The organism is Salinibacterium sp. NG22 (genome assembly GCF_015864925.1).
Lineage (GTDB): Bacteria > Actinomycetota > Actinomycetes > Actinomycetales > Microbacteriaceae > Rhodoglobus.
Genome location: NZ_JADYWG010000002.1, coordinates 20,244 through 40,682, shown reverse-complemented (window position 1 = coordinate 40,682; position 20,439 = coordinate 20,244). Strand labels below are relative to the sequence as shown.

The 20,439-nt window shown below is 62.1% G+C and carries 14 protein-coding genes; 9 read left to right on the top strand and 5 right to left on the bottom strand.

All coding sequences use genetic code 11. The annotated features are described in order from the left end of the window. The first annotated feature begins 345 nt into the window (after nt 1-345). From chvE to I6E81_RS09795, 5 genes are all read left to right on the top strand, one after another. Nucleotides 346-1,449 (top strand): multiple monosaccharide ABC transporter substrate-binding protein, encoded by a 1,104-nt coding sequence (chvE, locus tag I6E81_RS09815; protein ID WP_197107272.1) that lies wholly within the window; start codon nt 346-348, stop codon nt 1,447-1,449. A gap of 88 nt (nt 1,450-1,537) precedes the next feature. Then, nucleotides 1,538-3,067, top strand: a complete 1,530-nt coding sequence (gene mmsA / locus I6E81_RS09810; RefSeq protein WP_197107271.1) for a multiple monosaccharide ABC transporter ATP-binding protein — start codon at nt 1,538-1,540, stop codon at nt 3,065-3,067. 4 nt (nt 3,068-3,071) lie between these two features. Beyond that, a complete protein-coding gene (mmsB, locus tag I6E81_RS09805; protein ID WP_197107270.1) occupies nt 3,072-4,271 on the top strand; it encodes a multiple monosaccharide ABC transporter permease in 1,200 nt (399 codons plus the stop codon). Nucleotides 4,272-4,313: 42 nt separating this feature from the next. Then, nucleotides 4,314-5,516 (top strand): ROK family protein, encoded by a 1,203-nt coding sequence (locus I6E81_RS09800; protein WP_197107269.1) that lies wholly within the window; start codon nt 4,314-4,316, stop codon nt 5,514-5,516. Nucleotides 5,517-5,582: 66 nt separating this feature from the next. Continuing rightward, nucleotides 5,583-6,992, top strand: coding sequence for a GH1 family beta-glucosidase (locus I6E81_RS09795; RefSeq protein ID WP_197107268.1), 1,410 nt, complete (start codon nt 5,583-5,585; stop codon nt 6,990-6,992). Nucleotides 6,993-7,017: 25 nt separating this feature from the next. Here the strand turns inward: I6E81_RS09795 and I6E81_RS09790 are convergent, their stop codons facing one another. The 3 genes from I6E81_RS09790 to I6E81_RS09780 all read right to left on the bottom strand — a co-directional run bounded on the left by I6E81_RS09790 (nt 7,018) and on the right by I6E81_RS09780 (nt 11,009). Next, nucleotides 7,018-8,652: a SulP family inorganic anion transporter gene (locus I6E81_RS09790; RefSeq protein ID WP_197107267.1), complete on the bottom strand. Its 1,635-nt coding sequence runs from the start codon at nt 8,650-8,652 to the stop codon at nt 7,018-7,020. Continuing rightward, on the bottom strand, nt 8,649-9,014 hold the full coding sequence (locus I6E81_RS09785) for a metalloregulator ArsR/SmtB family transcription factor (RefSeq protein WP_197107266.1): 366 nt from the start codon (nt 9,012-9,014) through the stop codon (nt 8,649-8,651). The genes I6E81_RS09790 and I6E81_RS09785 overlap by 4 nt, the downstream gene beginning before the upstream one ends. Before the next feature lie 186 nt (nt 9,015-9,200). Next, nucleotides 9,201-11,009 (bottom strand): sigma-70 family RNA polymerase sigma factor, encoded by a 1,809-nt coding sequence (locus tag I6E81_RS09780; protein ID WP_197107265.1) that lies wholly within the window; start codon nt 11,007-11,009, stop codon nt 9,201-9,203. A gap of 634 nt (nt 11,010-11,643) precedes the next feature. On the opposite strand from I6E81_RS09780, the gene I6E81_RS09775 reads away from it, so the two are divergent. From I6E81_RS09775 to I6E81_RS09760, 4 genes are all read left to right on the top strand, one after another. Beyond that, entirely contained in the window at nt 11,644-13,800 is a 2,157-nt protein-coding gene (locus I6E81_RS09775) for a DUF11 domain-containing protein (RefSeq protein ID WP_197107264.1), read from the top strand. A gap of 136 nt (nt 13,801-13,936) precedes the next feature. Next, nucleotides 13,937-15,175 carry a CpaF family protein gene (locus I6E81_RS09770; RefSeq protein ID WP_197107263.1) on the top strand — a complete coding sequence of 413 codons (1,239 nt, stop codon included), beginning with the start codon at nt 13,937-13,939 and terminating at the stop codon, nt 15,173-15,175. Beyond that, nucleotides 15,172-16,038: a type II secretion system F family protein gene (locus tag I6E81_RS09765; protein WP_197107262.1), complete on the top strand. Its 867-nt coding sequence runs from the start codon at nt 15,172-15,174 to the stop codon at nt 16,036-16,038. Before I6E81_RS09770 ends, I6E81_RS09765 begins: the two co-directional genes overlap by 4 nt. Further along, nucleotides 16,035-16,973, top strand: coding sequence for a type II secretion system F family protein (locus tag I6E81_RS09760; RefSeq protein WP_197107261.1), 939 nt, complete (start codon nt 16,035-16,037; stop codon nt 16,971-16,973). The genes I6E81_RS09765 and I6E81_RS09760 overlap by 4 nt, the downstream gene beginning before the upstream one ends. A gap of 19 nt (nt 16,974-16,992) precedes the next feature. Here the strand turns inward: I6E81_RS09760 and I6E81_RS09755 are convergent, their stop codons facing one another. Then, entirely contained in the window at nt 16,993-18,597 is a 1,605-nt protein-coding gene (locus I6E81_RS09755; protein WP_197107260.1) for a GTPase, read from the bottom strand. Next, nucleotides 18,594-20,354: a dynamin family protein gene (locus tag I6E81_RS09750; protein WP_197107259.1), complete on the bottom strand. Its 1,761-nt coding sequence runs from the start codon at nt 20,352-20,354 to the stop codon at nt 18,594-18,596. The genes I6E81_RS09755 and I6E81_RS09750 overlap by 4 nt, the downstream gene beginning before the upstream one ends. Between the last annotated feature and the right edge of the window lie 85 nt (nt 20,355-20,439).

The window sequence follows — 20,439 nt, the reverse complement described above, 5'->3', positions numbered from 1 at the left end:
ACAGCGTTGGCAATAAGTTATTGAGAACAACATACTTCGGTAAAGCAGTCACGTCAATCTCGGAACGCAAAAGAAGATCCATGTATTTACTGACTTGAGGCATCAATTTGACGAAAGTTTTCGAAAGTTGTTGCATTCAACGTATGAAGCAATATAAGTTCGCTCTATCAACAAAACGGGGCGCTTACCGCTGCCCCTCGCGATACAACGAAGTAGCGCTCCACGGCGCTGGTAATCCGGCCCGTGCTCTTCGTCTCTCGTGAGGACCGCAGCCAAGCCCCGGCCGGTCATCCCCCCGTGTGGCTGGCTTGTTGCCCGGCAATCACATTTGAAAGGGACAACACGATGTCAATGAAGAAGATAATTGCGGTCGCAGCAGTGACTGTAATGGCTTTCGGACTCGCCGCCTGCAGCAGCGACGACGCAGGAACTGGCGGCGGCAGTGAAGGTAGCGTCGGTATCTCGATGCCTACCCGCAGCCTCGAACGCTGGATCAACGACGGCGAAGGCCTCAAGGCCCAGCTCGAAGATGCTGGCTACTCGGCAGACCTGCAGTACGCGGACGACAAGGCCGATACTCAGATCAGCCAGATTCAGAACCAGATCGCTTCGGGCGTTGACGTCCTCGTCATCGCGGCAATCGACGGAGAGCTTCTGGCCCCGGTGCTCGCCGATGCGGCAGCACAGGACATCGCCGTCATTTCTTACGACCGTCTGATCAACGGCACTCCCGACGTCGACTACTACGCGACGTTCGACAACTACAAGGTTGGCCAGCTTCAGGGTGAGTTCATCGAAGAACAGCTCGGACTTGCTGATGGCGCCGGCCCGTTCAACCTTGAGCCTTTCGCCGGTAGCCCCGACGACAACAACGCCAAGTTCTTCTTCTCTGGCGCGTGGGATGTCTTGCTTCCTTATGTAGAGAACGGCCAGCTGGTTGTTCCCTCGGGCAAGGCTCCGGCGAGCAACGATGACTGGGCAAGCATCGGAATCCTCGGCTGGAAGTCTGACTCGGCTCAGTCCGAACTCGACAACCGTCTTGGTTCGTTCTACACCGGTGGCGAGAAGATCGACGTCGTTCTTTCTCCCAACGACAGCCTCGCTCAGGGTATTGCCGCTTCGCTTCGCAGCGCCGGTTACACCGCAGGCACCGACTGGCCGCTCTTGACCGGTCAGGATGCCGACAAGGCTAGCGTCGTCAACATCCTCGCTGGAGAACAGTCGATGACGGTCTGGAAGGACACCCGCGAGCTGGGCAATGTTGTCTTCGGTTTCATCGAGGCGATCATGGCCGGCGACGAGCCGGAGATCAACGACACCGAAACGTACGACAACGGCGAGAAGGTTGTTCCCGCATTCCTCATTGCGCCCGAGGTCGTTGTGAAGGATGACGTGCAGTCGAAGCTCATCGACTCCGGCTTCATTCAGGCCTCAGACGTAGGTCTCTAGCTCCGGCTAGATCCCAGTAATACGATTCGACGATCGGGGGACGGCACGGTAGCCGTCCCCCGAAAGTCACTGCGAGCGGAGCACACTCATGACTGCCATCCTCAGCATGAACCAGATCACAAAAGACTTTAGCGGCGGTGTTCGTGCCCTCGATGGCGTAAGCCTCGAGGTGGAACGCGGACACGTGCACGCCATTTGCGGCGAAAACGGCGCCGGCAAATCAACCCTCATGAAGGTGCTGAGCGGGGTCTATCCCGTCGGCAGCTATGGCGGCAGCATCACCTTTGAGAACCACGAGACCGCGTACCGGTCGATCAACGATTCCGAGGCCGACGGTATCGTCATCATTCACCAGGAGCTCGCGTTGAGCCCCTACCTCTCTATTGCAGAGAACATCTTCCTCGGTAACGAGATTGCCACCCGCGGTGTTGTCGACTGGCCCAAGACCAACCGCGAAGCAACTATGTTGCTCGCGCGCGTCGGTCTCGATGAACTTCCCAGCACGCCCGTTCTCGAACTCGGTGTCGGTAAGCAACAGCTTGTGGAGATCGCCAAGGCCCTCTCTAAGCAAGTGAAGCTGCTGATTCTGGATGAGCCCACGGCGGCCCTCAACGATGAAGACTCGGCACACTTGCTCGACCTCATCAATAGCCTTCGTGGCCAGGGCATCACGTGCATCATCATTTCGCACAAGCTCAAAGAGATTCGCCGTATTGCGGATACCGTCACGATCATCCGTGATGGCCAAACCATCGAAACCTTCGAGATGAAGGAAGCGGATGCCACGGAAGCGCGCATCATTCGCGCGATGGTCGGCCGTGACCTCGACAGCATGTTCCCGCCGCACACCCCAGAGATTGGCGATGAGCTATTCCGGGTGGAGAACTGGACGGTGCATCATCCGGTCGACACCACGCGCAAGGTTGTCGATGACGCCTCGTTCTCGGTGCGGGCGGGCGAGATCGTCGGCTTCGCCGGATTGATGGGCGCCGGGCGGACCGAGCTCGCGATGAGCATCTTCGGTCGCTCGTATGGCAGCCACATCAGCGGCACCGCTTTCAAAGAGGGCACAGAGATCTCGGTCAAGACGGTCAGCGAGGCGATCGGCCACGGCATCGCCTACGCCACGGAAGACCGCAAACATTTCGGCCTCAACCTGATCGGCAGCATCGCCGTCAATATCTCAGCGGCAGCGCTCTCGAAGCTCTCACGCTTCGGCATCGTCGATCGTTTCGCGGAGAACAAGGTCGCCGAGGACTACCGCGGCCAAATGAACATCAAAACTCCGAACGTGTCGGTGCTCGCCGGCAACCTCTCGGGAGGCAACCAGCAAAAGGTTGTCTTGAGCAAATGGATGTTCTCCGGCCCCGACATCCTGATTCTCGATGAGCCCACCCGCGGCATCGATGTCGGTGCCAAGTACGAAATCTACGGAATCATCAACGATCTCGCCCGTCAGGGCAAAGCGGTCGTCGTGATCTCCTCAGAGCTACCGGAGCTTCTCGGACTCTGCGACCGCATCTATGCGATCTCCGAAGGCACCATCACCGGCGAGATTGATCGCGCCGACGCTACCCAAGAACGACTCATGCACTTGATGACCGCGGGAAAGGACTAACCCGATGAGCACCACAACCCCCACTCGTAAGCTGCCCAAGATGCGGGTCGACCTGCGTCAGTACGGCATCCTCGCGGCGCTCGCCGTCATCGTCATCCTGTTCCAGGTGTTGACGGATGGCCGGCTCCTGCTGCCCGGAAACCTCAACAACCTCATCCAGCAGAACGCCTATGTGCTGATTCTCGCCGTGGGCATGGTCATCGTGATTATCGCGGGACACATCGACCTCTCGGTGGGCTCCGTCGTGGCGATGGTCGGTGCGGTTGCCGCGATCTCCATGAGTCAGTGGGGGATGCCCTGGTGGGCGGCCGTCATCATCTCGCTTTTGCTCGGCGCAGCGGTCGGAGCGTGGCAGGGATTCTGGGTGGCCTTCGTGGGTATCCCGGCCTTCATCGTCACGCTCGCGGGCATGCTGTTGTTCCGCGGTCTCACGCTCGTGTTCCTCACGGGCGGCACGATCAACGCGCTTCCCGGCGAGTTCAACGCGATCGGCGGCGGGTGGCTGCCCGAGCTGTTCGGCACGATTGGTGAGGGTCGCGGCAGTCGCGACATCCTCACAATTGTCTTGGGCGTTCTGGCGGTAGCAATGCTGATCACTCAGCAGGTGCGCAGTCGCGCCAAGCAACGCAGTCTTGAACTTCCCGTAGAGCGCAGCGTTTCGTTCTGGATCAAGAACGGTGTCGCTGCGGTCGTAATCTTGGCGCTCACCTTCCAGCTTTCTGCCTACCGCGGAACCCCGATCATCCTGATCATCTTGGCCGTGCTGATTCTGCTCTTCACGTTCGTGTTGAACCAGACCGTGTTTGGCCGTCACGTCTACGCGATCGGTGGCAACCTTTTCGCCGCGCAGATGAGTGGTGTGAAGACGTCGTGGATCAACTTCTTCGTCTTCGTCAACATGGGTGTGCTCGCGGGGCTCGCCGGGGTCGTCACGACGGCGCGTGCTGGTGGTGCTGTGGCATCCGCTGGTCAAAGCTTTGAACTGGATGCCATTGCGGCCGTCTTCATCGGCGGCGCGGCGGTCACCGGTGGTGTCGGTACGGTCATCGGTGCCGTAATCGGTGCGCTCATTATGGGTGTGCTCAACATGGGCCTGTCGATCCTGTCGGTGGATGCCGCCTGGCAGCAAACGATCAAGGGACTCGTGCTGTTGCTCGCCGTGGCGTTCGACGTCATGAGCAAGCGTCGCGCCGGACGTCGCTAGTCTTAGCATCAACGTTTTATCGCCAATCGAGTGGAACCGTCCGTGAACCAGAACACCCCGCCCTCGTCGTCGCTGTCGTCGCCGACCGGTACTGGTGGGCGCGGCGATCGCACTCGGCGGCACAACCTGTCGCGCGTGCTGACCCTGCTTCATCGCGGGGCTCAGCGCCGCTCACAGTTGACCTCGCAGACGGGGCTCAACCGCTCCACCATCGCGGCGCTCGTAGCTGAGCTGACCGAGCTGGGGTTGGCCTACGAAAGTGAGCCCGATCCCACTCGGCAGGTAGGTCGCCCGTCGCCGATGGTGAACGCGGATGCTCGTACGGTGGCCATCGCGGTCAACCCCGAGATCGACGCCATCACCGTCGGAGTCGTGGGCCTCGACGGTTCGCTCTTGAAGCGCATCCGCTACGAGACAGAAACGCCCCCTACTGTTTCCGAGTTCGTGAAGATCTCGAGCCTGATCATCGAGAGCGTGCGCGGGGAGTACGAAACGTCGGGCCGCATCGTCGGTATCGGTATTGCGGCGCCCGGTCTCGTCCGCGTCGAAGATGGCCTCGTGCGCTGGGCACCTCACCTTCACTGGCGGGATGAACCCGTCACGGAACTGCTGGCCGAGGCGACCGGCTACCCGGTCTCCACCGCCAACGACGCGAGTGTGGGTGCGCTCGGCGAGCACATCTACGGCGCTGGCCGCGACATCGATGACCTCATCTACCTCAATGGTGGTGCCAGCGGTATCGGTGGCGGCATCATCAGCGGCGGGCGGCCCCTCACCGGTCGTGCCGGCTATGCGGGCGAGTTCGGCCACGTGCGCGTCGAGAATGGTGTCGCCGAGAAGGGCACTCGCGAAGAGGGCAGCCTCGAGACCGAAGTGAACCGCGCTGATCTGCTTCAGGCGCTTGGCCTCACCAACGTTGATGCCGAAACGTTGGATGCCGCGCTGCGCGAATCCACGGATCCTGCGGTGAGTGAGTTGGTGCGCCGCCAGCTGCTCGCGCTCGGCACGTCGCTGCGCAACGCGGTGAATGTGTTGAATCCTGAAGTGATTGTTTTGGGTGGCTTCTTGGCATCCATCTTCGCGTTCGACCCCGAATTCCTGATCGAGCGCGTGCGCAGCCAGTCGCTCGAAGCATCATTCGAGGGCGTGCAGATCGTGCCCGCTCAGCTTGGCGCAGATCTGCTCATGATCGGTGCCGCCGAACTCGCTTTCGCTGCGCTTCTCGAAGACCCGGCGGCGCTCTAGCCCCACCGCTTCGTTACCTCGGGATAGTTTCGGCCAAATCGAAGCTCCCGGTCTTAGGGTTGCTAGATGAACTCCGATTACCGTGATTCTGGTCTCGTGTTTCCGCCCAACTTCATCGTCGGGTCTGCGACGGCGGCGTATCAAGTGGAGGGCGCTGCGCGTGAAGGCGGTCGCACCGAATCCATCTGGGATACCTTCAGCCACACTCCGGGCAAGACTTGGAACGGCGACACCGGCGATGTTGCCGACGACCACTACTACCGCTTAGAGTCCGACCTCGATCTCATGGCCGAACTGGGACTCGACGCCTACCGCTTCTCCATCTCGTGGCCGCGCTTTCAGCCCGGCGGGCAAGGGCCGATCAACCCGAAGGGAGTCTCGTTTTACTCGCGGCTCGTCGATGGGCTGCTGACCCGCGGCATCCGCCCCATCGCCACTCTGTATCACTGGGATCTGCCGCAAGAACTTGAGGATGAGGGCGGCTGGCCTGAGCGCGATACCGCCATGTGGTTCGCCGAATACGCCGAGCTCGCCGCCACTGCCCTCGGCGATCGCGTGCACACGTGGACGACCCTCAACGAGCCATGGTGTTCAACCTATTTGGGCTACGGCTCGGCGTCGCACGCCCCCGGTCGCGCGCGGGATGTTGACGCACTTGCCGCCGTGCACCACCTCAATCTCGCGCACGGAATGGCCGTGCCGCGCATCCGTGCCGCCGCGACGAACTCGCCGGAGGTGTCGGCGACCCTCAACTTTCACGTCATTCGGGGTGAGGATGCCGAGGCCGCGCGTCGCATCGATGCGCTCGCGAACCGCGCCTTCACGAGCCCGATGCTGCTCGGCCGCTACGACGATGACTTCATTGCCGATACGAGCGAGGTCACCGACTGGTCGTTCGTTCACGCGGGCGATCTGGCGACTATCCATCAACCGCTCGATTTCTTGGGAGTCAACTATTACTCCACGGTCACGGTGAAGATGTGGGATGGCGTGAGCGAGCGGGCGATGAACGACGGTCACAAAGACATGGGTGGCTCCGCGTGGCCGGGCAGCCGCAACGTCGAGTTTCTCAAGCAGGATGGCCCTTACACGGCGATGGGGTGGAACATTGCCCCCGATGGTCTTGAGGAGTTGCTCGTTGATCTGAGCGAGCGGTTCCCCGACTTGCCGTTGATGATCACTGAGAACGGTGCCGCGTTTGACGACGAGGTGACGGATGGCCGGGTGCACGATGCCGACAGGGTCGACTATCTCAACCGGCACTTCACGGCCGCGCATCGAGCGATGCAGCGCGGGGTGAACCTGCAGGGGTATCTCGTGTGGTCGCTGCTCGACAACTTTGAGTGGGGCTACGGCTATTCGAAGCGCTTCGGCATCGTGCGGGTCGATTACGACACTCAAGAACGCATCGTGAAAGACAGCGGGTTGTGGGTTTCTGGGGTCGCCAAGAACAAGGTGACGCCCGCTCTGAGCTAGCCGAGTTCGTGAGCGGCGCGCTGGGTTAGCGCGCTAACTCTGCTCGACGAATGTGCGAGCGCGCGTGCTCGATCGCGGGCTCGAGGTCTGCGAACAAATGGTTGGGGTGGCGCAGTGAGCTGATCACTCCGAGTCGTTTCAGCACATCGAGATGTTCGGGGCGGATGCCCTTGATGATCACGGTCACGCCGCGCTTTTCGAGAGCAGTGATGAGTTCGGTGAGGGTGTGGGCGCCCGTGGCATCAACGAGGTGCAGTTGCGACAGCCGCACGATCACGACTTCGAGGCCTTCGTGTTCGTTGATGCGGTCGATGAGGCGTTCCGCTGCTCCAAAGAACAGGGACCCATCGATACGGAACAGCGCGATGCGTTCGTCGCCGGGTTCGGGGGAGCCCGGAAGCTCTTCGCGGTGAACGCCGCTGGCTTTGCTCATCGTGCGGAGAGCGAAGAAGGCTGCGGCGGCGATTCCGATGCCGACCGCAATGATGAGGTCGAAACTCACGGTGATGATGCCGGTGATCACGAACACAGCGGCTTCAGATTTGCCGGTGCGCAGCATTGTCTTGATCAGGGTCGGCGACATCATGCGGGCCGCGGTGGCCATGAGTACGCCCGAGAGCGCTGCCAGCGGGATGACGGCGACAACTTGAGCGGCCAGGTAGACGACGGTCAGTAGCGCGAGGGCATGCACGACTGCCGAGAGGCGAGTGCGACCGCCAGACCGCACGTTCACGGCGGTGCGGGCGATGGCGCCGGTGGCCGGCATCCCGCCAAAGAAGCTGGAGGCGACGGATGCCAACCCCTGGCCCACAAGTTCGCGATCGGCGTTGTAGGGGCCAGTGTCGGACATGCCGGCGGCGACGCGGGCGGAGAGCAGGGATTCGATGGCGGCGAGGGCGGCGACGGCGAACGCCGGCCCGATGAGGGTGAGCAGATCAAAGTCGAATGACGGCACTGTCGGTGACGGCAAGGATGCGGGAAGCTCGCCGATGGTGGCCAGCGGAAGGTTCAGCGCCTGGGCAAGGATGGTGACGATCGCAATGGCGATGAAGGATGCCGGAAGGCGCCCGCTGATGCGCGACAGCAACAACATGATGGCAATTACAGCGGCAACAACGGCGAGGGGCAGCAGGGCGGCGGGCCACTGGGCGGCAGTGACGAAGGCGATGGCGGCGAGCACGGCGTTGGTGGGGTGTTCGGTACCTTCGGTGCCGAGCGCGGAGGGCACTTGCTGCAGGAAGATGATGATTCCGATGCCGACCGTGAAGCCTTCGATCACTGGCCAGGGAATGTAGCTGACGGTGCGGCCGAGGCGCAGAACGCCGGCAATGACAACGATGATGCCCGCGAGCAGCGTGACGATCGCCACCGCTTCAACGCCAGAACTAACCACGATGGGGGCGAGCACCACGACCATGGCGCCGGTGGGGCCCGAAACCTGCACGTTCGAGCCACCGAAGACGGCAGCGACGATTCCGGCGACGATCGCGGTGATGAGCCCCGCTTCAGCGCCCACTCCCGAGCTCACGCCAAAGGCGAGGGCGAGGGGGAGGGCGACGATGCCGACGGTGATTCCCGCGATCAGATCTCCCCGCCAGCTGGTGCGCAGTAGGCGGTAGTCCTTCGTGCTCGGCAGGAGCTCTTTCCAGGAACGTTTCATTGGGCATCCGGAATCGTGGGTAGTCCGGCAACGAGATCGCGTTGGCTGTCGGTGTCGGCAAGGATTTCGCCGAGCAGCACGCGCGCGACACGGAGGAGTTCAGAAATTTGGGGGTGAGCGAGGCGGTAGTACACGACACTCGCGCGGCGTTCGGAGACGACGAGCCCGTAGCGGCGCAGCACGGCGAGGTGTTGCGAGAGGTGGGAGGCTTCGAGGCCGGTCGCGGTCAGCATCTCGGTGACAGAGGCTTCGTCGGCCGCTGACAAGATTTCGAGCACCCGGATGCGGTGAGGATGCGCGAGCCCCTTGAAGAGGTTCGCCTTGATTTCGTAGAGCGGCCTGCGCTCATCGAGAACGGCCATTCATGTGCTCCTGATCGGTGCGTGCGCTGTGCGGGCGATGTGGTTGCGCTGTAGTTGCGCCAGCAAGCAATCGCTCACTTGCTGAATTGATGTAATCATCATATCAGGAGAACGGCTATCGGGGAGTCGCCGTGAAGCAACCTCCTCTGCTTCAGAGGGATTGCGCTTGCCTCAACTCTTCTTGAGTTACGGCTGAGCCGAACTCGCACTCACGCTAACGTTGTCGATTCCGACTGGCGAAGCGTTGGAGCTTGCGATTGACACTCGGGTGGTGTGGCCGGTTGCTGTGAAGTTGAGTGATCGGTGGTCAATGGCGGAGTCGCTCAAGGTCACAAAGGTGTCGACTAGCTCCCCTTCGATATAGAAACGGCCGCCATCGCCGCCAGGCCATCCTGCCTGTCCATCCGCCGTCGGTGCTCCGGAGGCTCGTGTGTCGTACGTCAGCACGTAGCTCTGACCGATCACGGTCGGAACCTCCTGGTGGATCACCCCAGCGATGCTGGCCCAGGGGCCATTCGTGAATGGTGCGGCGAATGACGACCCGAGCTCCGGTGACCAGATTTGCATCGCAACGTCGCCCGGGGGGCCAAAGCGGCTGATCACTAGCCAGCCGCCGAAGTTGTCGCCGGGGTGAAACTGGCCGCCCGCGTTGGCGTATCCGCTGGAATCGAAAGTGCCGTTGCTGACCGGATCGGGCAGAGCCACTATCGGGGCTGGATCCGTGGGGGTCTGTGACGGGGGCGTGCTGGAAGAACCTGCTCCTGATTGTGGTTCGGGGGTGTTCGTGGCGACGGCCGATGGCGTCGAGGGAGCGGGAGTAGTCACCGCATTAGTCCCATCACCCGACGCAGCATCGCCCGCGAGATCGATGCCGGTTTCCCGGCCTTCGCGCCTACCCTCGTCGAGTTGGCTCTGAGTCATTCCGTCGTCAACGGAGTTGCCCGCTAGTACTGTCTCAGTCCAGCCGGCTCCGGCGCCGGAGATGATCACGGCGGTCGCTAGAACCGCGGCGCTTGCTGCAGCCACTGTCGCCGCTAGTCGCGAGATATAAGGAATCGCGCGCGCCGCGGTCGCAGCCGCCGCGGGCGCACCAATGGCGGCATTATAGCCAGTGGCTTGGTAACCCGCCAACACGTCAGAATCGGAGCTTGCGGTGACCGCGTGAACGGGAGCTGCTCGAACAAAATCGAAGGCGGAGCCACCCAGAATGAGCACCGCGATTACTCCCAAGAGGCCGCGGTTGACGTCGCGCAGCTCAGCACAAATGGCGGCACAGTTCTCGCAGCCCGCAACGTGTGCAAGGACCACTTCGCTTTCTCTGCGGCGGAGCGTCTGGCGGGTAAATGACCCCAACTTTTTGGCGATCTCTTGGCAGTCGCGGGCGGCGTCGCTTGCCACCAGTGGCTCGAGTTCGTTGAGATGCGATTGCAGATACAACTCGCGAAGCCCCTCGCGTGCTCGAAGCCGAAGCATCGATACCGCCTTCGGCTTCATCCCCATGATGGAGGCAACCGCCGTGGGGGTAAGCCCTTCGACGTCGAGATACCAGAGCACTGCTTGCCAGTTCTCTGAAAGGGCGCCGAAAGCGCGGACTACGACTCTGCTCTCGAAATGTTCGATCGTGGGATCGGTCTCGCCGTGTTGACGTGTGATGACTTCGCGCTCGACAGGCTCGAAATCATCCACCAAGACTGAGTTCGCATCAGCCTTCGCACGGGCGTGAAAGCTATTGCGGATAACGGTGTAGAGGTAGGCGCGGAAGAACTCCTCTGGGCCTTTTCCGCGCTGAAGAACGCCGAGTATTTGTTCGAATGCTTCGGCGACGAGATCGTCGGCGTCTAGTGTCGTGCTTGATGAGAGCCGGCGTGCATAGTGCAGGGCGCACTCGTGATGGCGAGCGAAAAGAGTGCCGAAAGCCTCTAATTCGCCTCGACGCACGCTTGTGATGAGGTCAGCATCAGAGCTGTCAGTTTCGATGGTTGGTGCTTCAGACAATGCTGCCCCCGCAGACTCGTCCCTGTGGTGCACATGCCTGTAGCAGGAGGGTCGGGAAGTCCCTCGGTCTTGTTCGGATTGATCCATTTTTAGCAGATTTGGGGTTTCTCCGTTACCCCCGGCTATTTTTCGACTCTCACCCAACGAGAAATGAAGAGCCAGCGAAGAATAACCATCTTCGAGCTGGCTAACGAAACGACTACGTCGGCGCGGGTTTCAAGCGTTGGTGTTATCGGTCGGATGGAGGACATTGTGGTTGGTAGCAGTCTTGCGGTGCTTCGCGTCGATCCGAGTGATCTTCCTAGACAGGGCGCGGGCTCTCACACGCTGGTGACGGAGCCGATGGATCTCTCGTCGCTAGTTCCCGATTCAGCGTCGAACCCGACGGCGTCGCCGGGGAGTGCCCAACTGTTTCCGTGGCGTTTGTCGCCGCGTTCTAGTCGACATCCGCGAAGCCCAGAGGAAGATCCCAACGAAGTCTGACCCCGCTGTAGTCCCCAGTTTTAGCGCGAACCCGATTAACGCACCCAGAAAGGCCACCATGCACACGACAAGTGCCACACCGCGAAGAGGAAGTCGGAATGCTTTCTCGAGAGTGGTTTCCACGATCACAACCCTTACCCTTAGCCTCGCTATGGCTGTCGCAGTAGCTACGCCGGCTGCTGCAGCACCAGGCGATCCTTTCGACCCGAACCTGTCTACGGTGTTCCTTGCGCAAGGCCCTAGTGGTGGCGGTGCGGTCACTACCCTTAACGCCATAGTCGCGGGTCCCGCCGGGTCCACATTTCAGCAAGTGGGCGTCGCTCAAATTAACTACAACGCGATTGCATTCAATACCGCGGACAATTTCGTTTACGCAGTTGCGACTCGTGGCGGTCTCGCATCGGACGGCGTTACCGTAATTGTCGCGAATACAGTGGTAAGAGTCGGTGAAGGTGGGTATGTCACGCCAACGTCCTTGGTGCTTCCCGCGATTCCCGGCATTAACGCGAACGGTGACCCCTTTGCCTATAACTCTGCGGCAATCGATGCGGCTGGTCGTTTCTGGGTAAACCACGGTCTGTCGAGCGAGTGGCAAGTCGTCGATCTTGCGACGCTCCAGACGACGCCCCTTACGATGACCCTCAATGGTGCTCCCTATGACAATGCCGGCGTGAGTGACATCACCTACGCAGACGGCTTTATGTGGGGCGTTGATGCTTCACGCCAAATCGTCCGTATCGCATTGGACGGCTCCGTGTCTTTATTCCCGCCGCTATGGCAGCAAGTAGGGGCCGGCGGAGGTTTTGGTGGCGCTTGGACTTACGGCAACGGCAACCTCGGTATAATTCATAACGCCTCCGGAATCATCTACCAGATCGCCGTGTCAGATCCGGGCGCAACAGCCCCGACCTTCACGCTAGTCTCGACGAGTTCGGCGCCGTCCTCCTACGACAATGATGCAACCTATCTTGGCGGTATTGCAGACTTGAGCATTGTTAAGACTGGCCCGGCAATTTACACCCCGGCATCAACGATTCAGTACGACCTGACCGTTACCAATAACGGTCCGGGAACTTCGACGGGTCACCAAGTGGTTGATGTCGTGCCCGGGCCGTTGACTGCGGTCTCCGCTTCCGGCTGTGCTGTGTCCGGAAACACCGTGACCTGCCCCGGTGGTCAGCTTTTGGCCGGGGAATCTGTCACGTACACCGTTGTCGCTGCGGTACCGAGTACGTCCGGCGACTGCATCACCAATGTCGCGAACGTGGTCGGCAACGAAACGGATCCTGTCACGGACAACAACACCGACGACGCGATTTCGTGCGTTGGATCAACGACCCCCGAGAAAACGTCGGACCGGGCTTACAACTCGGTCGTGCATCCGGGCGACACGATCAACTACACCTTGACGTTTGAAAACAACACCAACTTCGAGTCGACCGTCGATTACTACGACAGCCTGGCCGCAGTGCTCGACGACGCGACGCTCACTTCGGCACCCGTATCGAACTTTGCCGGAGTGGTGGCATCGGCGGTCACCAACGATGAGTTCACTATCAATGGCCTTCTGCCGGCAAACAGCGTAGCAACGGTCACCTACCAAGTGACGGTCAGCGATTTCGCTGATCGAAACGACAGCATCCTCACCAACTACCTGATGGCAACGGGCGATCCGATTCCTGCGGAATGTAACGCTGGCGATGCGTTGTGTACTCAGCACTTGACCGAAGAAGTGCCTGTCGGCACGATCATTGCGGTCAAGACTTCGGACCGTGCATTCGCGTCATTGGTGAACCCCGGAGAGACCATCAGCTACACGCTCACGTTCTCTAATAACTCCGCATTCGATGCGCCCGTCGCTTACACGGATGACATGAGCGGCGTGCTCGATGACGCCGACCTAGGCCAGAGCCCAACAGCAACATCGCAGCGCCTTACCGTGTCTGCGATTGCGAACGGCCGCTTCACAATCACAGGCGTTCTCTCGCCGGGAGAAAGTGCGGATGTGACCTACACGGTTATCGTTCGAGCTCCCGCGGATCGTGGCGATAGTCAGCTGAGTAACTTCCTCTTCGTCTCCACCGAGACGGTTTCGACGGAATGCGTCGAGGGCGACCCGCTCTGCACAACCGCAGTAGGCGGACCGGGCACGACCACGAGTCGTCTTGCTTGGACGGGAAGCAGTGCAACGAACTCCACTACTGCTTCTGCGCTTGTGTTGCTCTTGGCTGGTTTGCTACTGATGACCGCACATTTTGCACAGCGTCGAAGCGCCATCATTCGTGAGAACGCGAAGCTCCTCAGCTAGGGAGGATTGAGAACAGACGCTCGAGGCGGTGTGGCGTAATGCTGCACCGCCCTCAGCCTTTGGGCCGGGATCGAACCTGCCGCAGCGTGGTTCCTGTGGACAACGGCCGAAGCGCTGGCCGCTCACTCCGCACAATATGAGCATGTCTAACGCTCTGACGACCATCGCCGATCAGGTTCGCCAGAGGGTTCGCCGTGACGGCGTTGATCTGTCGCGGGACAGCGAACTTGCCTCGCGGTATGTGCGTGATGAGGTTCGCCGCTACAGCGAGCGTGCGCTGGGCGGGTCGGTGCCGTTGCTGGCGGATGAAGCTCAGGCCGCCCGCGAGGTGGTGGCGGCGCTGACCGGGTACGGTCCGCTCCAGCCGTTCTTCGACGATGACACCGTTGAGGAGCTGTGGATTAACGGGCCTGAGCAGATCTTCGTGGCCCGCAACGGGGTTCCCGAGTTCACCGGCATCCGTCTCACTGATGGTCAGGTTCGTGATCTGGTGGAGCGCATGCTGCAAACCTCGGGCCGCCGCGTTGACTTGAGTTCACCGTTCGTCGACGCTTCGCTGCCCGATGGTTCGCGACTGCACGTCGTGATTCCGGATGTCACCCGGCGCCACTGGGCCGTCAACGTGCGCAAGTTCAGCCGGAGCATCCGCGATCTTGATCGCCTTGTCGAACTCGGCAGCCTCACCCAGCACGCGGCCGACTATTTGCGGCTGTGCGTGCTGTCGGGGCAGAACATTGTGGTTTCGGGCGCAACGCAGAGCGGCAAGACCACCATGCTCAACGCCTTGCTGGCGGCGGCCCGACCGAACGAGCGAGTCGTTACGGTCGAGGAAACCTTCGAGCTGAGCGTTGCCAGTCACGACCACGTCGGCATGCAGTGTCGCCAACCCAGCCTCGAAGGCACGGGCGAGATCAGCCTGCGTCGCCTCATCAAAGAAGCGTTGCGCATGCGTCCCGAACGACTGGTCGTGGGCGAAGTGCGCGATGCCGAATCGCTCGACCTTCTTATCGCGCTCAATAGCGGTTTGCCGGGCATGTCGAGCATTCACGCCAACAGTGCGCGCGAGGCTCTCGTGAAACTGTGCACACTTCCGCTGCTTGCTGGCCGCAACATCGACTCCAGCTTTGTGGTGCCAACGGTGGCCAGTTCAGTGGATGTCGTGGTGCATTGTGAACTGACCGCCGACGGCACGAGACGCGTGGTCGAAATCTCCTCGCTCACCGGTGAGGTCAGCGACGGGGTTATCGACAGCAGCCTGCTCTTCCGCATCGTGGACGGCACGCTCGCCCACACGGGTGCCGTGCCCGCGCGGCTCTCCAAATTTCAGGCCACAGGCATCGACGCTGTCTCGCACTTGTTGAAGGTTGTCGCATGAGCCTGATGTTGGGCATCGTGCTCGCGGTCGGTGTCGTCCTTATCGCGGCTACCTTTCTCTGGCCGGCTACGGGCGAACTCCGGGTGCGTGGTCGTTCGGCGTTCTCGCTTCGCCTGAGCGAGCGACTCGTGCAGGCGGGGCTCCCCACCACTAGTCCGGTAGTTGTCGTGATCGTGTCACTCGCATTGAGCTTCGCTGTAGCAGCCATCACCTTTGTGCTGACATCGGTGATCGCCGTCGTGCTGTGTGCTGCCACGGCCGCCCTTGTGATGCCGACGCTCGGAATTGGCTGGCGTGCTCGCATGCGTCGCCGGGCCACTCGCGTGGTGTGGCCCGATGTCGTTGACCAGTTGGTGTCGGCAGTGCGGTCGGGGCTTGCTCTTCCCGACAGCCTCATGACACTCGCCCAGACGGGGCCAGCGGTAACGCGCGCCGCCTTCGTCGCCTTCGCCGTTCGCTATCGGGCAACAGGAAACTTCTCGGTAGCCGTCGACGAACTCAAAGTGGCGCTCGCCGACCCGGTCGCCGACCGCATCCTTGAAACCTTGCGGATGTCGCGCGAAGTGGGCGGAAGCGAACTTACGAACGTTCTTCGCAGCCTCAGCGTCTACTTACGCCAGGAGGCAGCTATTCGTTCGGAGATCGAAGCGCGCCAATCATGGGTGATGAATGCGGCGCGGCTTGGTCTGGCCGCACCATGGGTGGTGCTGTTCTTGCTCACCACACGGCCTGAAGCCGCACTCGCTTACAACTCAGCGGGCGGTGCTGCCCTGATTGTCGCCGGGCTGGTTCTCTCTGTTGTTGCGTATCGAATCATGGCGGGCATTGGTCGCCTTCCCGATCAGCCGCGGTGGTTCGCATGAGTGACGCGCTGGCCTGGGCACTTGTCGCCGGAATCGCCGGCGGGCTCGGTCTGTGGTCGATTCTGAGTCTCATCCCGCGGCTGAGCCGACCCACCTTGGCGACAAGAGTGGCGCCCTACGTCATTGACGTCTCCGCCGGCGCACGGGAACATTTGGCCCCCCGCTCGGTCGGGCCGCTGCCGGTGTTGGGCGTACTGCTCGTTCCTGTTGCGCGCTGGTTGCGCGAGACTCTCGCGTCGGTGGTGGGCGGCAGCGACCAGATTCTGCGACGGCTCCGCCAATCTGGCTCCGAGCTCACCCTCGAGGCCTACCGCTCGCAGCAACTCCTGGCCGTTCTCGGCGGTGCGATGGCGGGCGTCGCTTTCGATATTGCCGTCGCGAATCGGCAACAGGTGCCATTCGCGGCCCAAGCAGTGCTGGTGGTTGTCGGCGGAGTTGCAGGCATCACACTGCGTGACTATCTGCTGCAACGCGCAGCCAAGAACCGAATCCGTCGTCTCACTGCAGAGCTACCGGTCGTGCTCGAGTTCTTGGCCCTCAGCCTGTCGGCTGGCGAGGGAATCTTGGATGCTGTCCGTCGCGTTTCGCACGTCGGCGGCGGTGAGCTGTCGCGAGAGCTCTCTCGCGTGGTCTCCTCGGTCAACACGGGCCTTCCTTTTGGCGAGACGCTGGGTGCGCTCGCCCGCGAGTTGGAACTCGCCCCGTTCTCGCGCTGTGTCGACCAAATCTTGGGAGCCCTCGATCGCGGTAGTCCGCTGTCTGAAGTGCTGCAAGCTCAAGCTCAGGATGCTCGTGAAGAGTCCAAGCGTGAACTGCTCGAGCTCGCCGGCAAGAAGGAGGTCGCGATGCTCTTCCCGCTCGTGTTCCTTATCCTGCCCATCACGATTGCTTTCGCGATCTTCCCCGGCATCTTCGTGCTGCAGGTGGGGTTCTAGCACCGCTGACGCTGACGCGCTAGCGACGAGCGATCTGCAGCGCGGCGGACACCGCACGTGCCTGCTCAAGTGCCGCAACCACGGGAGCCACAACATCCCGCTGCACGACTTCGTCGACGGCGGTGAGAAGACGGCGGCGAGCCCGGCGGCGACGGCCGCCGGCAGTCAGAGCGCTGAGAACGGCCGAGATCAGGCCGAGCAGAATTCCGATCAGCACTGCGGCAATGAGCAGCAGCGTCGGTATCGCCCACCCCGTCAGCGGGCCTTCCTCAACGGCGGGAAGCGGGAATGCTGGCAAGCCAAATGTCGGTAGCAGCGCGGCACCGACGAGCCAGAGGGCTCCACCCAATCCGATCACGACGGCGATCCACTGCACGATGCCGACCAGCACCCACCACCACGAACCCTTCGCGGGCAAGGGCGTGCGGGCGATCGTGAGATCGAGAGTCGAGGGCAGAGCATCGAGAGTCTGCTCCGCGGTGGCGCGGGCGGCAGCCCGCCACGGAGGCGAAACGCTGGCAACGGTTTCGTCGGTGAAGGTGCGCACGGCCATCGACATCCGAGCCTGGGCGCCGGCACTCAGTAGCGGCATGCTCGTGCGGTGAACATCGGGGTCATCGCCGCGACGCTTCGGGCCAAGACCTAGCCGAGTGAGCGGGTCAGCGCGCAAGCGACCAATCCACGACACGAGCGGCCAGCCTGTCGCCTGCCCGGAACGCTTGCGGTACGAGCGTGCGACCGCGGATGCCACGATATCGACCCCTGCAGCGGTGCCAACCTCGTCACGCAATCGGGCTGTGCTCTTCGCGGTGACCTTCTGCGGAGTGCCGGGATCCTCGATGCGCGCAGCGATGGTCTGCACGTCGGCGCTCAGCCGCGCATCCCGCACCGCCTTCGAAGCGGCAAGGTCGCCAATCGCCGTGCGCAGAGCATCAACACCTTCGCCGGTGCGAGCACTTACGGGAAGGACGCGGGCACGGGGGAGACCATCGCGCTCGACAATCGCCTGCAGCGACGTCACGACGGCGGCACGATCTTCCGTGCTCAACAGGTCGACCTGGTTGAGCACGACCAGCGTCACGGCAGCATGGCGAGCGTGCGGCGCAATGAACTGCGCGTGCAACACATCGTCGGCATACTTCTGTGGATCTACGACCCAGATCAGAGCGTCCACTTGGCCGGCTAGTCGTTCGGCGACGGCACGATTGCTGGCCTCGACCGAGTCGACGTCGGGAAGATCAACGAGCACGAGCTTGCAGGCGCGAGGGTCAATCGGAGTGGGGCGTTCGACACGCTCGCGAATATCTAGCCAGTCGAGCAGGGCGGCAGAACCCGCGGCATCCCAGAGCACAGCAAGGGGCTGCGAGGTAGTCGGGCGGCGCACATGAGCGACCGCCACCTCAGCGCCAACGAGCGCATTCACGAGACTTGATTTGCCTGAACCAGTCGCACCGAAAACGCCAACCACAGTGTGTTCGGAGGAGCGCGAGCGACGTGCCTCCGCCTGCCGCAAGAGCGCGCGGGCGTCATCCATAAGCTCGGAGGGGATGCGCCCGACCCCCGCCTCGGTTACGGTGCGCAGAGCCGCAATTCGCTCATCGAGGCTCGGCTTGGCCGCGCTCACGAGTCGTTCCTCGCCGCGCGCGCCACATCGTCGATGAGCACCTGCGATTCGCGTCGCAAGGATTCAGGGTCAGCACCGAAACGCAGCGACTCCATCGCCGCATCCACGCGTGCGATCTCGGTATCGAAGAGGGCGCGCACGCGCTCCTGCAAATCGAGGCGTGCTTGGCTCGCAAGGTGGCGCACGGCATCCTCGCCGAAGACGGTCTCCAACAGTTTTTGGCCGAGCACAGCGGAGCCACCGGCGATCGCAATTTCGCCGCCCGTCAGGCCACCGGTTGACGCAAAGACGACAATCATGAGCGCCACCGTCACGACATTCAGGCCGAGCGAAAGCACTCGTGCCCGGATGCGCTTGTTGCCCGCATTGTCATGGATGAGCTGCATCAGCGCACCCTGCCAATCACGAATCATCGCCGTCGTGGCCTGACGCAGCTCCGGGCTCTCCGCTGACAACGTCGGATGCTGCTCCGCGATCGAGCGACCGGGAGCGCTGCGCTCGAGGTCGGCCCACACAGCCGCAGCCGCCCGCCCGGCTTGGTCAACGATGACAGCCTGCAAACCGGTCTCGATCTGGGTTTCGACGTCAACAACGGGGCTCGGTTTGCCCGTGATCCAGGCGGTCGCTTTGTCGCGGGTGCGCGAGAACCACGAATCCACTTTGCGAAAGAAGTCGGATGTTCCCACGAAGTCTTGCCACCGTGCCAGCACCTCACCGCGCATCAGTGCGCCGTTCTGGGTGGCTTCGTCCACGGCCTTGATCGCGGTCTCGTAGTGCGCAGCGGTGGCCGCGTGCGCAGAGTCGAGCCAGTCGAGTTGCTGCTGCCGGGCATCCGCAATGAGGCTCACGTGTCGGTCAAGGTCGCTGATCGCGCCGCTCAGGGTGCGGGCGGCGATGCGCGTGCGGGCTTCGCGATCGCTGGCGATTCCTTCGAGCCAGGCGCGCGGGCCATCGACCGCACTGGCCGGGAGCATTCCGAGCTCGTCGAGTTGCTGCTCGTCGATGGTGAACACGGGAGCGTCAGACAGACCGCGCGCGGTGAGCATCTCGCGCAGGTCGGGCAGCACTTCGTCAACGGCGCCGGGGGGCACGCGGTTGAGCACGATCCCCACCGTGATCGATCGTGCTGCAGCGCTTTCGAGGAGTCGCCACGGCACAGCATCGGCGTAGCGGTTGGCGGTCGTAACAAACAACCACAGGTCGGCGGCAGCGAGCAATTGGGAGGCCAGAGCGCGATTCTCGTCGGCAACCGAGTCGATGTCGGGCGCGTCAATAATCGCGAGCGAACGCGGAACGCTCTCGTGTTCGAGCAGCATGAGCTCGCCAATGCGTGACTCTTCGGGAATGTCTCCGGCGTTCGATGCGGGCGTACCCGGCGCGCTCACCCGCCCGCGCACTCGCGCGAGCCCCGGCAAAATACGGTCGCTCGCAAACCAACCGGCATCGACGGGCGCGTGAACAAGAATGGGCTGACGCGTCGTGGGGCGGATGACTCCGGCACGAGTCGTGGCAACACCGAGCAGGGCGTTTACGATTGTGGACTTGCCCGAGCCCGTCGAGCCGCCCACGACAGCCACCAGCGGAGCATCCAAATCAGCTAGCCGTGGCCGAATGTAGTCGTCAATCTGACGCACGGATGCGGCGGCCAGCTCCCGCTGCGCCACAATGCCCTCGAGCGGCAGCGTCAAGCCCGCATCGGCAAGGGAGGCCCGCAGGCGCTCGAGCGAGAGGATCGCGGGCGCACTTTTGTCGGTCACCGCTTAAGCATGCCGGGTGCGGGGCCAGTTTGCTAACTTTTGCTGCACAGACAGGTTCCGCGGTCGAGTATCTCCAGAACGAAAG

What these genes read in the sequence shown, in the direction of transcription:
- chvE (WP_197107272.1), top strand. Translation starts at nt 346, where the DNA reads ATGTCAATGAAGAAGATAATTGCGGTCGCAGCAGTGACTGTAATGGCT.
- mmsA (WP_197107271.1), top strand. Translation starts at nt 1,538, where the DNA reads ATGACTGCCATCCTCAGCATGAACCAGATCACAAAAGACTTTAGCGGC.
- mmsB (WP_197107270.1), top strand. Translation starts at nt 3,072, where the DNA reads ATGAGCACCACAACCCCCACTCGTAAGCTGCCCAAGATGCGGGTCGAC.
- I6E81_RS09795 (WP_197107268.1), top strand. Translation starts at nt 5,583, where the DNA reads ATGAACTCCGATTACCGTGATTCTGGTCTCGTGTTTCCGCCCAACTTC.
- I6E81_RS09790 (WP_197107267.1), bottom strand. Translation starts at nt 8,652, where the DNA reads ATGAAACGTTCCTGGAAAGAGCTCCTGCCGAGCACGAAGGACTACCGC.
- I6E81_RS09785 (WP_197107266.1), bottom strand. Translation starts at nt 9,014, where the DNA reads ATGGCCGTTCTCGATGAGCGCAGGCCGCTCTACGAAATCAAGGCGAAC.
- I6E81_RS09775 (WP_197107264.1), top strand. Translation starts at nt 11,644, where the DNA reads ATGGCTGTCGCAGTAGCTACGCCGGCTGCTGCAGCACCAGGCGATCCT.
- I6E81_RS09770 (WP_197107263.1), top strand. Translation starts at nt 13,937, where the DNA reads ATGAGCATGTCTAACGCTCTGACGACCATCGCCGATCAGGTTCGCCAG.
- I6E81_RS09765 (WP_197107262.1), top strand. Translation starts at nt 15,172, where the DNA reads ATGAGCCTGATGTTGGGCATCGTGCTCGCGGTCGGTGTCGTCCTTATC.
- I6E81_RS09760 (WP_197107261.1), top strand. Translation starts at nt 16,035, where the DNA reads ATGAGTGACGCGCTGGCCTGGGCACTTGTCGCCGGAATCGCCGGCGGG.